Below are 12,994 nucleotides of genomic sequence, written 5' to 3' on the forward strand. Positions count from 1 at the left end.
CCCCTGTTCGCCCCCGGCGGATCACGGTTCGGTGGCGAGGCGGCGCGTCGCGCCCACGTCCACGCACGACGGCGTCGCGCCGGTCGCGCTGTCAGCCACCGTCAGCCACGCTGTCAGCGGAGCGTCAGCGACCTGTCAGTCCTCGGGCGCACCCTCGTCCCATGACACCCACCACCCCCACGGCCACACCGGCGGTCCGCACCCGCGGCCTCGTCAAGGACTTCGGGAGCAACCGCGCGGTCGACCACGTCGACCTCGAGGTGGCGCGCGGCGAGATCGTCGGCGTCCTCGGCCCCAACGGTGCGGGCAAGACGACCACGCTCCGCATGCTCGCCACCCTCCTCCCGGTCGACTCCGGGACCGCCGAGGTCTTCGGCGTCGACGTCATGAAGCACCCGCACCGGGTGCGTCAGCTCATCGGCCTCACCGGGCAGTACGCCTCGGTGGACGAGGACCTCACGGCCCGGGAGAACCTGCGGATGTTCGGCCGGCTCCAGGGCCTGCCGGGGCGGCGCACGCGCAGCCCGGGCACCGCCGCGGCGAGGAACGCGGCGAGGTCGGCCACGGCCTCGACCACCTGCTCGCAGTTGTCCAGGACGAGCAGCACCGGCGGTCCGGCGAGGTGAGCCGCGATCCGGGCGAGCACGGCGCCCGCGTCCGCCCGCTGGTCGTGCCGCTCGGCGGCCCCGTCGCGCGCCCCGATCGCGGCGGCGACGGCGGGCGCGACGTCCGCCGGCGCCGTCACCGCCGCGAGCGCGACCACGTGCACGACGGGCTGCCGCGCGGTCCGCGCGACGCGCTGCGCGAGGGTCGTCTTCCCGAGGCCGCCCGACCCCAGGATCGTGACGACCCGCGCCTCCTCGAGCGCGGTGCGCACGGCGGCGAGGTCGCGCTCCCGGCCGATGAGCGGCGTCGGGTCCTGCACCACGCCGGTCCGCACGGGACGGTCCGCGGCCAGCAGCTCCGCGTGCACGACGGCGAGCGGCGCCGACGGGTCGACCCCCAGTCGGTCCGCGGTGCGTGCGGCGAGCGAGGCGTACGCCGCGAGGGCGCGCGGCGGCCCGTGGACGGCCGCGAGGGCGCGCGGGTAGGGGACGGCGACGTCCTCGTCGTCGGGCCGGGCGGCGTGGGCGCGCTCGAGCGCCTCCAGGGCCTCGGCGTCCCGCCCGAGCGCGAGCAGGACGCTGCCGAGCGCCGTGTCGAGGCGGCTGCGGTCCGCCGTCGCGCGGGCGTGCAGCTCGCGCTCCGCCGGACCGGGCTCGGCCCAGCGCTCGGCGGGGCCGACCGGCTCGGCGTGCGCACCCTCGCCGTCGCGCCCGCCCTCGTGCCGCGCGCCGATGTCGGCGACGTGCCTCGCCGCGGCGAGCACGCCGTCGGGGTCGGCGGACGCGAGCGCACGGGCGGCGGCGTGCGCCGCCTCGGTGAGCGCCCACGCGTCGACCTCGCCGGCGTCGAGTGCGAGCCGGTAGCCCGTCGCGGTCCGCGCCACGGCCTCGGCCGTCAGCGCGCGGCGGGCGCGTGAGACGACCGTCTGCAGCGCGTTGCGGCCGGGCGGGTCCGCCCAGAGCGCCTCGAGCAGCGCGCCGTCCGAGCTCCCGGCGGGGCCCGCGACCACCAGCGCGCGCAGCAGGTCGCGCACGATCGGCCCGGTGACCGGCACGCCGTCCCAGGTCACGTCGTCGATCACGGCGAGCCGGGGCACGGGGCCCAGCGTAGGCACCCGCGGACGAGGGGTCGTCGCGGCACGGGGACGTCGCGAGCCTCAGGCCTCCAGCAGGATCGTCACCGGTCCGTCGTTGACGAGCTCGACGGCCATGTCGGCCCCGAACACTCCCGTGGCCACGGTGAGGCCGCGCCCGCGCAGGTCGGCGACGACGGCGTCGACGAGCGGCTCGGCCACGTCGCCCGGGGCGGCGGCGATCCACGTGGGGCGGCGGCCCTTGCGCGAGTCGCCGTACAGCGTGAACTGCGAGACGACGAGCACGCCGCCGGCGGTCTCGGTCACGGACCGCTCCCCCGGCATGATGCGCAGGTCGGCGATCTTGCGCGCGATCGTGGCGACCTGCGCGGCGCCGTCGTCGTGCGTCACCCCGACCAGCGCGAGCAGGCCGGGGCCGATCTCGCCGACGACCTCGTCCGCGACCGTGACGCGGGCGCGGGTCACCCGCTGGACGACGGCGCGCACGCCGTCACCAGCGCCCGGTCGAGGGCCCGGGTCGGCGCAGGTACCGGATGACCTCGGGCTTGACGTCCGCGAGGTAGATCGCGCCGGGCAGCACGGCCAGGAGCGTGAACAGCCACGGCAGCCCGAACCCGATCCGGACGCCGAACACCGAGAAGCCCGGGATGGCGAGGTACCCGATGAGGGCACCGACGGCGGTGAGCGAGACCCAGAAGACCTTCGTCCGCTTCTCCGCGGTCACGAAGGAGTGCGCGGGCCGGCGCACGGCGTCGACCAGGGCCCACGCCTCGATCGCGAAACCGACGAGGGCGAGTCCCAGGAAGACGTAGAACGTGATCAGGCCGATGAGCACGGGTGCGAGCCTACGGGGTCGGCGCGCCGTCCTCGCCGGGCGCGGGCGGCGTGCTCGGGCCAGGCCGGGCGTCCGGCGCCCCGGGCACCCCGGCGCGACCGAGCGCAGCCGTGGCCTGCGCCTCGGTGCAGCCCGCCACCCGGAGCAGGTCGAACGTGATCGAGCGCAGCAGCGTGAGCACGACGTGCCGGCCCGGGTCGCGCTCCCCGCGCGTGTCCAGCCGCACCGCGACGGCCTCGAGGTCCTCCCGCGGCGGGGTCGGCTCGCGTCCCTCCCCGAGGGCCACGCCGAGCCGGCGCGCGGCCAGCCCGACCTCCTCGACGAGGCCGGCGAGGCAGGGGTCGCGCACGCCCTCGCGCACCGAGACGCCCGCGCGCCGCGCGAGCACGCGCGAGGTGCGCACGGCGCGGTCGGTGAACTCGCTCGCGGCGTCGAGGACGACGAGCTCGTGGGCGTGGCGCCGCCACGCGGGCGAGATCCTCGCCGTCGAGCCCGAGGCGGTGACCGCCTCGGACCACGCGACGAGCAGACCCTGCGTCGCCCGGCCGCGGCGGAGCGACTCCGCGGCGGCCACGGTGTCGCCCTGCGCGAGCGCGCGCCCCACGAGCGCCAGGACGTCGCCGAGCTCGGCGAGCACGGTCCGCGCGAGCATCCGGGGTCGGCGGCGCGGATCCTTCGGCACGAAGAGCGAGAACACGAGCGCCACGAGGCCGCCGAGCAGGGCGTCGGTCCACCGGCCGACGGGACCCCCGCTCGACGCGGCCGCCGGCAGTCCGAGCACGACGATCGCCTGCACGGCGGACTGGGTCGTCACCACGGGCGAGGGGTCGATCGCGCGGCCGATCAGCGCGGCGAGGAACACCACCACCGTCGTCTGCACGGGCCCGGAGCCGAACTCGTGCTGGATGAGCTCGCCCATCGCGACGCCGAGCGACACCCCGAACGCCAGCTCGCCCACTCGACGCGGCTGCACGTCCGGGGAGAAGCCGAGCGCCGAGAACGCCGCGACCGAGGCGAAGAACGGGTAGGGGTGGCCGAGCAGCGCGCCGGCGACGGCGTACGCCACCCCCGCCGCGAGGCTCGCCCACGCGACGGGCTGGGCAGCCACACGCACCCGCCCGAGCCCGGCCCGCACGCGCGGACGCCCGAGCACCGGCGTCACGAGGGCGGACCAGGGCCGCCGCCCGGGTGGGGGCGGCGTGCTCACCGACGCAGGCCGGGCGTCACCGGCCCACGGGCCTGCGGCCGGCCCTCGCCGTAGCCGTCGGTCGGGACGATGACCTCCTGCGACGCCGCGACGGGGCCCGCGGGCCCGGCGACCTCGACGTCCACGTCCGGGTCGAGCGTTCGCTTGACCACCGCGAGCGCCACGGGACCGAGGTCGTGGTGGCGTGCCACGGAGGTCACGCGACCCACGACCCGGCCGCCCCAGCCCACGTCCGCGCCGGCCTCGGGCACCAGGTGGTCGGAGCCGTCGAGGTGCAGCAGCACGAGGCGGCGCGGCGGCCGGCCGAGGTTGTACGTCCGCGCGACGCCCTCCTGCCCCTTGTAGCAGCCCTTGTCCAGGTGCACGGCGGTGCGCAGCCAGTCCAGCTCGTGCGGCAGCGCCTTGTCGTCGACGTCGCGCGCGAGCCGGGGCCGCCACGCGGCGATGCGCAGCGCCTCCCAGGCGAGCACGCCGGCGACGGCGATCCCCGCCGCGCGCAGGTGCGTCACCACCGCGTCGACCGCGTCCGCGGCCAGCAGCACGAGGACGAACGTCGTCGCCTCACCGGGGTGCGGCTGAGCGAGGGCGTAGCGCGTGCCGCCCGGGACGACTCCGGGCCACGGGTCGACCCACACGGCGCGCAGGGCGTCGGGGCCGAAGGCGTGGCTCGCCGTCGCGGCGTCGGACGTGTCCGATCCTGCGAGGGCAGCGCGCGTCTCGGCCACCACGCGCGAGGCGCCCCCGCGCCCGGGCACGACCGTGCCGAGCACGGCGACGTCCTCCTCGCGGGCGACCGCGACGTCGAGCATGAACCGCATCGAGTCGAGGAAGGCGGCCAGCGCGTCGGCGCGGCCGGCCTCGGTGGTGAGCCACGCCGTCGTGCCGTCGTCCACGAGCGCCGCGGCGTGCTCGACGCGGCCGTGCACGTCCAGGAGCAGGAGCTCGGCGCTCTCGCCGGGCGCGAGGCCGCGCACGCGCTGGCTGGAGAGGGTGTCGAGCCAGCCGAGGCGGTCGCGGCCGCGCACGCTCACGACGGCGAGCGGCAGCTCCACGACCCCGCGGCCTGCCTCGAGCAGGCGCTGCTCACGCATCGGGTCGCCGTAGTGCGCGGCGACCCCGGCGTCAGGGCCGGCCGCCGCGACGGCGCCGTGGATCGGGAGCACGTCAGTCCGCCACGCGGGCCAGCCGCCCGGACGCGTAGTTGGCGAGCTCGTGGCCGAACGCCGCGAGCTCGTGGGCCCAGAAGATCTCCCCGCGCACCCAGCCGTACATCCGGCGGATGGCGGTGACGCGGCCGGGGCTCGTGGCGGTGCTCGCGACCCAGTCGCTCGCGACGTCGATCCGCGGGCCCTGCGCGCTGCCGCCCAGCACGGCCGCGAAGCCGCTGGGGTCGGTGGCGAGCACCTCGATCGCGGTGGGGGCTGGTCCGTCGGCGGGGGCGCCCTGGACCGGGCGGGCCTCGGACCCGGTGGCAGGGCGCCAGAACCCGCTCTCGCGCGACCAGATCTCACCCGCGACGAGGGCCTCGGGGTCGAAAGGCGCCTCGTGGTCGACCCGCTCGCCGAGGCGAAGGGTGGTGGTGTACGCGAGGTAGGGCCCGCCGTCGTGCGTGACGACCATGTCGGCGACGATGCCGCGCTCGGGGATGCCGGGGTAGGCGAGGACGCCGGGTCCGCGCCAGGAGCCGAGGAGCCACGCGAGCGGGTAGAGCTCGGGCGCGACGTCGTCGGCGATGGTGAACGTCATCAGCGCGACTGCTTGTACAGCCTGTAGACGACGTAGGCCGCGAACCATCCGACGGCGACGACCACGACGCCGATGAGTGCGGTGAAGATCAGGTGGATCGACATGGGCCGATGCTACCTACTGCCTCGCGCGCGGTCCGGGGTCGGTCCGGGCGGGCTCGCCTGCTGCGCGGGCCGACGCGGCTCCCGCGGACGCGATGCCGGCGATACGTGCCGCTGCTCCACACGGAGCCAGCGATCCGTGCCGCTCACACTCGCGAAGCCAGCGATCTGTGCCAGTTCCGAGCCCCGACCCGCGACAGATCGCTGGGTCAGCCTCCCGACAAGGCACAGATCGCTGGATCCGCGCCGCCGGGAAGGCCGCCCGTGAACCGGCTGTGGGGTAGGGTGACGCCATCCCACCCGACTTCGGTCGGTGGCAACGCAGCCGGGGATTGAATCGATTTTGCAGGAGTGGCCGTGAGCACCGCCCCGTCACCCGCGACGATCCGGGACGTCGCGCGCCTCGCGGGCGTGTCCCCCGCCACCGTCTCCAACGTGCTGCGCGACCACCCACGGGTGTCCGACGCCACCCGCGCCAGGGTGCGGGCCGCCGCCGACGAGCTGAGCTACGAGCCGAACGCGCTGGCGCGGTCGCTGCGCTCGGGCCGCTCGGGCACCATCGCACTCGTCGTGCCGGACCTGCGCAACGCCTACTTCGCCGAGCTCGCCAGCGAGGTCATCGGGGCGGCATCGCGGTACGGGCTGCGCGTCGCGGTGGAGGTGCTCGCGGGCGACCGCGCGCACGAGGTCTCGGTCCTGACCGGCAGCATGACGGCGTTCGTGGACGGCCTCGTGTACGTGCCGCAGAAGCTGCTCGGCACGGAGATCGACGACGTGCTCGAGACCCGCCGCGCCCATCGCGTCCCCGTGGTCCTGCTCGGGGAACGCGGGGCGGACTCGCACTGCCCGCAGGTCGGCTACCGGAACGTCGAGGCGAGCCGCGCCGTCACCGAGCTGCTCCTCGCGGGCGGAGCGCGGCGGATCGCGGCGATCGGGCCGCACGAGCGCGCAGGGTCGGCCACGCCGCGCCTCGAGGGCTACCTCGCCGCGCTCGACGCCGCCGGCATCCCCCGCGACGACGCCCTCATCCGGCCGACGACGGCGTGGCACCGCACCTCCGGGGCGCAGGCCGTCGCCGAGCTGCTCGCCGACGGGGTCGAGGTCGACGCCGTCTTCGGGTTCAACGACATGCTCGCGCTCGGCGCGCTCAGCACGCTGGTGCGAGCCGGTCTCGACGTGCCCGGCCAGGTGCAGGTGGCCGGGTTCGACGACCTGGAGGAGTCCGCCTTCGCCCTGCCCGCCCTGTCCACGGTCGAGCCGGGCAAGCGGCACGCCGCCGGCCTCGCTCTGGAGGTCCTCGCGCACCTGCTCGAGCACGACGACGAGGACGACCCCGGTGCGGTCGACTCACGCCTGGCCGACTTCACCGTGATCCCGCGTGGCACGACCCGCAGCGCGCGTTAGCTCCGACCACCGACAGCACCACGCCCCGGCACCACAGCAGCAACACGACACCGACAGCACCGCCCCCCAGCTCCCACCGAGAGGACACCCCGAGATGATCCGCGTCAGCACGGACGACGCACGCCTGCGCACCGCCCTGGACGCCATGGTCCGCCGCACGATGGCGATGGACCTCACGTGGGACTGGCCGTGCGGCGTCGCGTACTACGGCGTCGCGCAGGCGTACGAGGCGACGGGCGAGGACGCCTACCTCGAGCTGCTGCAGGCGCGGGTGGACGAGCTCATCGACGTCGGCCTGCCGGGCTGGACGGTCAACACGTGCGCGATGGGCCACAGCCTGCTCACGCTCCAGAAGGTCACCGGCGAGCAGCGCTACGGCGACATCCTCGAGCAGAAGATGGACTACCTGCGCCACCGCGCGCTGCGCTTCGGCGACGGCGTGCTCCAGCACACCGTGTCCGCCAACAACGACTTCCCCGAGCAGGCGTGGGCCGACACCCTGTTCATGGCGGCGTTCCTCATGCTGCGGGTCGGCGCACGCGACGAGGACCGCGCGCTCGTCGACGACGCGCTCAACCAGTACTTCTGGCACATCGAGTACCTGCAGGACCCCGCGACCGGCCTCTTCTACCACGGCTACGACAACGTCCGCGGCGACCACATGTCGGGCTTCTTCTGGGCCCGCGCCAACGCCTGGGCCGCCTACACGATGAGCCAGGTCGGCCGCACGATCCCGCAGCCCTACCTCTACCCGCAGTTCATGGACGTCGACAGCTCGCTGCGCGACCAGCTCGCAGGCGTGCGGGCGCTGCAGACCCCCGACGGCCTGTGGCGCACCGTGCTCGACGACGAGGAGAGCTACGAGGAGCTCTCGGCCTCGGCCGGGATCGCCGCGGCGATGCTCGCGGGCGGCAACCCGCTGCACACCCGCGCCGTGGCCGCCGCGCAGGAGGGCGTCCTCGCCAACGTCTCCCCCGACGGCCGGCTCCTCAACACCTCCGCCGGCACCGCCGTCATGCGCGACCGCGAGGGCTACCGCTCGATCTCCCGCAAGTGGACGCAGGGCTGGGGCCAGGGCCTCGGGCTCACGTTCCTCGCCGGGCTCCTCACGGCGGGCGAGGCGACCCGCGCCGCCGAGGCGGAGACCGCCCGGACCGCCGAGACCGTCTCCGAGAGCGACGCGAGCACGACGGCGAGCACGGGCGCGTCGGGCGCCGGCGGCTCCGCCGACACCGCCGAGTAGTCCCCGTGCGCATCCCGTTCCCCGACGCCCGGCTCGACGTCCGCGGCGCGGCCTGGCTCGAGCCGACCGACGCCGGCCTGCTCCCGCAGCGCCTCCCGGCGTGGACCCGCGCGCAGTACCCCGACCCGCTGTACGCGGTCAACGTCGCCCACCCCTCGGGCGTCCGCGTGCGGTTCCGCACCACCTCGGACGCCTTCGTGCTGCACGCGTGCGTCAGCCGCACCCTCGTTCGCCCGGTCCCGCCCGCCGTCGAGACACCGCCGCGCCCGCCCGGCCCGATCGACGTCGTGCTCGACGGCGAGCTCCACTGCGCCATCGAGCCCATCGGCACCGGGCTCGTCACGCTCGACCTCGCAGCGGTCACGCAGCACGAGGACCTCGGGGCGCCCGAGGCCCTCGCAGTGGACCTCCCGCCCGGCGACGGCCGCGCGCGCACCGTCGAGCTCTGGCTGCCCTACCGCGACCGGGTGCGGCTGGTCGCGCTCGAGGCCGACGACGTCGCGGCCCCGCCCGCCGTCGACCAACCGCGGTGGGTGCACCACGGCTCCTCGATCAGCCACGGCGCGGAGGCGGCGTCGCCGACCGGCACGTGGCCCGCCGTCGCGGCGCGAACGGCCGGCCTGGACCTCGTCAACCTCGGGCTGTCCGGCGCGGCGATGCTCGACCCGTTCGTGGCCCGCACGATGCGCGACGCGCCGGCGGACCTTCTCTCGCTCAAGATCGGGATCAACGTCCTCAACGCGAACGCGTACGGCCGGCGGATGTTCGCGCCGCTGCTGCACGGGTTCCTCGACACCGTGCGCGAGGGCCACCCCGACACGCCGTTCCTCGTGATCTCCCCGCTGTTCTGCCCCATCGCGGAGGACACCCCCGGGCCGACCGTGATCGACCCGACCGTGACCGACCACGTCGAGTTCGTCTCGCTCGGCAAGCCGGAGCAGGTGGCCGAGGGCCGCCTCACGCTGCGGGACATGCGGGTACTCGTGGCCGACGTCGTGGCCGCCCGCCGCGCGGCCGGCGACACCGCGCTGCACCACCTCGACGGCCTCGCGCTGTACGGCGAGCAGGACGGCGTCGAGCTCCCGATGGCCGACCTGCTGCACCCCGACCCGCCCGCGCAGCGGCGCATCGGGGAGCGCGCCGCCGAGCACCTCTCGCGGCTGGCTCAGCCGCCGGCCCAGCCGGCCCAGACGACTCAGACGAGGTAGAACCGCGCGATCACGTAGACCGGCACGCCCACCACGACCACCGGCAGCACCGCGGCCGCGAGCGCCGGCACGAGCCGGTTCGCCGCGGGGTAGCGCCCGAGCAGCTGGTGCAGCGCGGCGCTGAGCAGGCCGGACGCGAAGCCGATGATGGCGCCGACGTAGCCGAGCTCGGGCAGCACGAGCCCGGCGACGGCGCCGACCACGGTCGCCCCGACGATCGTGACCCCGGCGTGCACCCACGGCGGCAGGTGGATCGCGGCGCACGCCGCGCCGGCGGCGAGCGTGCCCGCGGCGGTGAACACGACGGCGACCTCGAGCGGCGTGCGCCCCATGCCGACCCAGCCGGCGCCGGACACCACCACCACGACCCCGGCGCACGACGCCGAGAGCGAGTCCACGAGGCGTGGTCGCCCGTCGTCGCGGGTCAGCTCGAGCACGAAGGCGCCGATCACGCCGGCGGCAGCGACCACCGCGAGGTACTCCAGATCGCCCGTCAGCAGCACCGCGGAGAGCGAGAGGACGGCGACGACGGCGAGCAGCACGGCGCGTCGACCGGCGACGGGGAGGCCGACCAGCCGCGGCCATCCCCAGGCGAACGCGAGGAGGAGGACGGCGACCACGGCGAGCACCGCCGTCGTGCCCGCGTAGGAGGCGATCGCCACGAGGGCCGCCGCGGCGGCGCTCACGACGGCGCGCGTCGAGGCGCCGAGCGTGCGCACCTCTGCCATGACTCTCCCCCGGCGCGAACGCGCTCTGGCCGACGACTCTCCCGGCAGCTCCGGGCGCCCCGACGGGGCCCGTCCACGGTACTGCAATACACTCCAACCACTCCCCCTGTCCGACCCGAGGAAGGAACGGCGTGGCCGATCTGCTCCTGCTGACGTCGGAACCCGGTGGCTCGTCCCAGGTGCTGCCCGCTCTCGGCCTCCTCAGTCATCGCGTGCGCGTGCTGCCCGTGGAGCCGTCGGCCCTGCTGGAGGCACCCGACGCGGACGTCGTCATCCTGGACGGTCGGCGCGACCTTGCGACCGCGCGCACCACCTGCCGCCTCATCCGTTCCACGGGCCTGACCGTGCCGCTGCTCCTCGTGCTCACCGAGGGCGGGCTGACGGTCGTGAACGCCGACTGGGGCACCGACGACATCGTCCTGGACACCGCAGGACCGGCCGAGCTGTCCACCCGCCTTCGCCTGCTCGGGGAGTCCGACCGCTCGCAGCGCCTCGCCGACGAGGACGCCGAGATCGAGGCCGGCGACCTCGCGATCGACCCGAGCGGCTACACCGTGCGGCTGCGCGGTCGGGCGCTCGACCTCACGTACAAGGAGTTCGAGCTCCTCAAGTACCTCGTCCAGCACCCCGGCCGCGTCTTCACGCGTGCCCAGCTGCTGCAGGAGGTCTGGGGGTACGACTACTACGGGGGCACGCGCACCGTGGACGTGCACGTCCGCCGGCTGCGCGCGAAGCTCGGGATCGAGCACGAGTCGCTCATCGGCACGGTGCGCAACGTCGGCTACCGGTTCGAGCCGCCGCGGCCCGATCTCGCGCAGGCCCCGATCGTCGCGCCCGTCGTCGCGCCCACCGGCACGAACGCCCCCGACGGCGCGGCATCGCCCGTCCCCGGGCGCGTCGCCCCCGCGCGTCCCAGCACCCGGGCGGGCGCCCGCTCCTGACGTTCACCCGCCGGACACCCCGTCACCTTCGGCAGGTAGAGTGTCCGCGGACGCCGGGCCGGGCAAGCCCCGGGCTCCAATCACAGCCGCTTCGAGCGGCCACGCGCCGAGAGGCGCTTCCCGGTCCGGTGTCCACTACCCCCTTCGACTTCGGGAGAGCTCGTGCGCCTGCGCCTCAAGCCCCGCGACTCCTCGATCCTCGACCTCCTGACCGCCCTCGCCCAGCACCTCCCGTCGACCGCGGACCTGCTCGCCCAGCTGGTGGCCGCCCCGACGGCCGCGCGCGCCGAGCTCGCCGCCCGACTCGGCGCCGCGGAGCAGGCTGCCGACGAGAGCGCGCACGCGGTGCTCCACCGCCTGGCCGAGACGTTCGTGACGCCGCTGGACCGTGAGGACATCGCGCGGCTCACCGCGTCCCTCGACGACTGCGTCGACCTCCTCGAGGAGGTCGGCGACCGCGTCGTGTCGTTCCGGGTGGGCGAGCTGCCCGCGGGGGTGGTCGCGCAGGTCGACGCGATCCAGCGGTGCGCCGAGCTGACGTCCGACGCCGTGCCCCGGCTGCGCACCATGGCGAACCTGCGCGAGTACTGGGTCGAGCTGAACAGCATCGAGAACGCGGCGGGCATCATGCACCGCGCGGTGCTCTCGACGATCTTCGACGGCACCTCCCCCGCCGGCCGCGACGCCGTGGAGGTGCTCAAGCTGAAGGAGATCACGGACGGCCTCGAGCGCGCCGTGAACGCCTTCGAGCGCGTCGCGGCCGTGATCGAGACCATCGCGATCAAGGAAGCCTGATCGGTGGAGGTCGCCCTCGTCCTCCTCGTCGTCGCGCTCGCCCTGGGCTTCGACTACACCAACGGGTTCCACGACGCCTCGAACGCGGTCGCCACCTCGGTCTCCACCCGCGCCCTCACCCCGCGGGTCGCCGTGGTGATGGCCGCGGTGATGAACTTCGTGGGCGCGCTGCTCGGCACCTCGGTCGCCGAGACGATCGCCACGAGCATCGTCACGCTCGATGTCCGCGAGGGCTCGCACGCGAGCGCCGCGCTCGTCGTCGTGCTCGCGGCGCTCGTCGGCGCGATCGGCTGGAACCTGCTGACCTGGTGGCGCGGCCTGCCGTCGTCCTCCTCGCACGCCCTCATCGGCGGGCTCGTCGGCGCGGGCCTTGCGGGCTCGTTCGTGGTCCAGTGGGGCGAGGTCCTGGACAAGGTCGTCATCCCCATGGTGCTCTCCCCCGTGATCGGTTTCACGCTCGCGTTCGCGCTGATGATCGGGGTGCTGTGGCGGTTCCGGAACGCACGGCCGGGACCCACCACGCGCGGGTTCCGCCTCGCCCAGACCGTCTCGGCGGCGGCGATGGCGCTCGGCCACGGCCTGCAGGACGCCCAGAAGACGATGGGCGTCATCTTCCTCGCGCTGCTGTCCGCAGGCTGGGTGCGCGCCGACGACGCGATCCCCCTGTGGGTGAAGCTCCTCGCGGCGCTGGCGATCTCGCTCGGCACGTGGTCGGGCGGGTGGCGGATCATGCGGACGCTGGGGCGGCGACTGATCGACCTGGACCCCCCGCGCGGGTTCGTCGCCGAGTCGGTCTCCGCGTTCGTGCTCTACGTCATGGCGATGGGGCTGCACGCCCCGGTCTCGACCACCCAGACGATCACGTCGGCGATCATGGGCGTCGGCGCCACCCGACGACTGTCCGCCGTGCGCTGGGGCGTCGCGGGCAACATCGGCGTGGCGTGGCTGCTCACGATCCCCGCTGCGGCGCTGGTCGCCGCCGGGAGCTACGCCGTGCTCGCCGCCGTGCTGCTCTGACGCAAAAGGCCGGCTCCCGTTCGGGAGCCGGCCTTCGCCGTCGTGCGTGCGCGTGGTGCGAAGCGGTGCG

14 protein-coding genes and 1 pseudogene are annotated in these 12,994 nt (G+C 75.3%); 7 read left to right on the forward strand and 8 right to left on the reverse strand.

Annotated elements, in window-relative coordinates:
* Nucleotides 1–113: 113 nt before the first annotated feature.
* On the reverse strand, nucleotides 114–395 hold the full coding sequence (locus tag AC3AQ1_RS06035; protein WP_199916637.1) for a hypothetical protein: 282 nt from the start codon (nucleotides 393–395) through the stop codon (nucleotides 114–116).
* Between AC3AQ1_RS06035 and AC3AQ1_RS06040 the strand changes: the two genes are divergently transcribed.
* Nucleotides 276–626, forward strand: a complete 351-nt coding sequence (locus tag AC3AQ1_RS06040; protein ID WP_370445349.1) for an ATP-binding cassette domain-containing protein — start codon at nucleotides 276–278, stop codon at nucleotides 624–626. The genes AC3AQ1_RS06035 and AC3AQ1_RS06040 overlap by 120 nt on opposite strands.
* Here the strand turns inward: AC3AQ1_RS06040 and AC3AQ1_RS06045 are convergent.
* The 6 genes and pseudogenes from AC3AQ1_RS06045 to AC3AQ1_RS06070 form a co-directional block, all read right to left on the reverse strand.
* Nucleotides 590–1,720, reverse strand: a pseudogene (locus AC3AQ1_RS06045) (AfsR/SARP family transcriptional regulator); the annotation flags it as partial. The gene AC3AQ1_RS06040 and the pseudogene AC3AQ1_RS06045 overlap by 37 nt on opposite strands.
* Before the next feature lie 42 nt (nucleotides 1,721–1,762).
* Nucleotides 1,763–2,185, reverse strand: a complete 423-nt coding sequence (dtd, locus tag AC3AQ1_RS06050) for a D-aminoacyl-tRNA deacylase (RefSeq protein ID WP_108718240.1) — start codon at nucleotides 2,183–2,185, stop codon at nucleotides 1,763–1,765.
* A 4-nt stretch (nucleotides 2,186–2,189) separates the two neighbouring features.
* The gene (locus tag AC3AQ1_RS06055; RefSeq protein ID WP_234417835.1) at nucleotides 2,190–2,534 is read right to left on the reverse strand and encodes a DUF2516 family protein; all 345 of its coding nucleotides are present in this window, start codon (nucleotides 2,532–2,534) and stop codon (nucleotides 2,190–2,192) included.
* Between the two features lie 10 nt (nucleotides 2,535–2,544).
* Entirely contained in the window at nucleotides 2,545–3,741 is a 1,197-nt protein-coding gene (locus tag AC3AQ1_RS06060; RefSeq protein ID WP_108718241.1) for an FUSC family protein, read from the reverse strand.
* Complete coding sequence (gene ygfZ / locus AC3AQ1_RS06065) at nucleotides 3,738–4,904, reverse strand: CAF17-like 4Fe-4S cluster assembly/insertion protein YgfZ (RefSeq protein ID WP_234417837.1); 1,167 nt, start codon at nucleotides 4,902–4,904, stop codon at nucleotides 3,738–3,740. The genes AC3AQ1_RS06060 and ygfZ overlap by 4 nt, the downstream gene beginning before the upstream one ends.
* 1 nt (nucleotide 4,905) lies before the next feature.
* The gene (locus AC3AQ1_RS06070; RefSeq protein WP_108718242.1) at nucleotides 4,906–5,487 is read right to left on the reverse strand and encodes a heme-binding beta-barrel domain-containing protein; all 582 of its coding nucleotides are present in this window, start codon (nucleotides 5,485–5,487) and stop codon (nucleotides 4,906–4,908) included.
* Between the two features lie 458 nt (nucleotides 5,488–5,945).
* Between AC3AQ1_RS06070 and AC3AQ1_RS06075 the strand changes: the two genes are divergently transcribed.
* The 3 genes from AC3AQ1_RS06075 (at nucleotide 5,946) to AC3AQ1_RS06085 (ending at nucleotide 9,443) form a co-directional block, all read left to right on the forward strand.
* The gene (locus AC3AQ1_RS06075; RefSeq protein WP_159096409.1) at nucleotides 5,946–6,992 is read left to right on the forward strand and encodes a LacI family DNA-binding transcriptional regulator; all 1,047 of its coding nucleotides are present in this window, start codon (nucleotides 5,946–5,948) and stop codon (nucleotides 6,990–6,992) included.
* A gap of 94 nt (nucleotides 6,993–7,086) precedes the next feature.
* Nucleotides 7,087–8,235, forward strand: coding sequence for a glycoside hydrolase family 88/105 protein (locus AC3AQ1_RS06080; protein ID WP_108718244.1), 1,149 nt, complete (start codon nucleotides 7,087–7,089; stop codon nucleotides 8,233–8,235).
* Nucleotides 8,236–8,240: 5 nt separating this feature from the next.
* A complete protein-coding gene (locus AC3AQ1_RS06085; RefSeq protein WP_108718245.1) occupies nucleotides 8,241–9,443 on the forward strand; it encodes an SGNH/GDSL hydrolase family protein in 1,203 nt (400 codons plus the stop codon).
* Here the strand turns inward: AC3AQ1_RS06085 and AC3AQ1_RS06090 are convergent.
* Complete coding sequence (locus AC3AQ1_RS06090; protein ID WP_108718246.1) at nucleotides 9,431–10,171, reverse strand: hypothetical protein; 741 nt, start codon at nucleotides 10,169–10,171, stop codon at nucleotides 9,431–9,433. The genes AC3AQ1_RS06085 and AC3AQ1_RS06090 overlap by 13 nt on opposite strands.
* A gap of 131 nt (nucleotides 10,172–10,302) precedes the next feature.
* Between AC3AQ1_RS06090 and AC3AQ1_RS06095 the strand changes: the two genes are divergently transcribed.
* From AC3AQ1_RS06095 to AC3AQ1_RS06105, 3 genes are all read left to right on the forward strand, one after another.
* A complete protein-coding gene (locus tag AC3AQ1_RS06095; protein ID WP_108718247.1) occupies nucleotides 10,303–11,112 on the forward strand; it encodes a winged helix-turn-helix transcriptional regulator in 810 nt (269 codons plus the stop codon).
* A 162-nt stretch (nucleotides 11,113–11,274) separates the two neighbouring features.
* Complete coding sequence (locus AC3AQ1_RS06100) at nucleotides 11,275–11,907, forward strand: DUF47 domain-containing protein (protein WP_108718248.1); 633 nt, start codon at nucleotides 11,275–11,277, stop codon at nucleotides 11,905–11,907.
* 3 nt (nucleotides 11,908–11,910) lie between these two features.
* Complete coding sequence (locus tag AC3AQ1_RS06105; protein WP_108718249.1) at nucleotides 11,911–12,924, forward strand: inorganic phosphate transporter; 1,014 nt, start codon at nucleotides 11,911–11,913, stop codon at nucleotides 12,922–12,924.
* The last annotated feature ends 70 nt before the right edge of the window (nucleotides 12,925–12,994 follow it).

This window comes from Miniimonas sp. S16 (assembly GCF_057748195.1).